This is a genomic window from Burkholderia sp. KCJ3K979 (assembly GCF_016759955.1).
Lineage (GTDB): Bacteria > Pseudomonadota > Gammaproteobacteria > Burkholderiales > Burkholderiaceae > Burkholderia > Burkholderia orbicola.
The window spans coordinates 1-672 of record NZ_JACFYV010000453.1 but is presented as its reverse complement, the minus strand read 5'-3'; the positions used below and the strand labels follow the sequence as shown (position 1 = coordinate 672).

The 672-nt window shown below is 61.2% G+C and carries 1 protein-coding gene; it reads left to right on the top strand.

Translation table 11 applies throughout. The annotated features are described in order from the left end of the window. A partial coding sequence (locus H3O04_RS35580) for a hypothetical protein (protein ID WP_202589538.1) occupies positions 1–672 on the top strand: 672 nt, incomplete at both ends.

The window sequence follows — 672 nt, the reverse complement described above, 5'->3', positions numbered from 1 at the left end:
ACAGACCCGTCGAAGTCGAAGTCGACAGCGACGTGATCGAGCTATTCGCGGACGAGAGGCCGGTCGAAGTCGAAGTCGACAGCGACGTGATCGAGCTGTTAGCCGACGACAGGCCGGTCGAAGTCGAAGTCGACAGCGACGTGATCGAGCTATTCGCGGACGAGAGGCCGGTCGAAGTCGAAGTCGACAGCGACGTGATCGAGCTATTAGCCGAAGACAGACCCGTCGAGGTCGACGTGGACAGCGAATCGATCGAGCTGTTAGCCGACGAGAGGCCGGTCGAGGTCGAGGTCGACAGCGAAGTGATCGAGCTATTAGCCGAGGACAGACCCGTCGAGGTCGACGTGGACAGCGAATCGATCGAGCTGTTAGCCGACGAGAGGCCGGTCGAGGTCGAGGTCGACAGCGACGTGATCGAGCTATTCGCGGACGAGAGGCCCGTCGAGGTCGAGGTCGACAGCGAAGTGATCGAGCTGTTGGCCGACGACAGGCCAGTCGAGGTCGAGGTCGACAGCGAAGTGATCGAGCTGTTGGCCGACGACAGACCCGTCGAAGTCGAGGTCGAGAGCGACGTGATCGAACTGTTAGCCGACGACAGACCCGTCGAAGTCGAAGTCGACAGCGAAGTGATCGAGCTATTAGCCGAGGACAGGCCCGTCGAGGTCGAGGTCG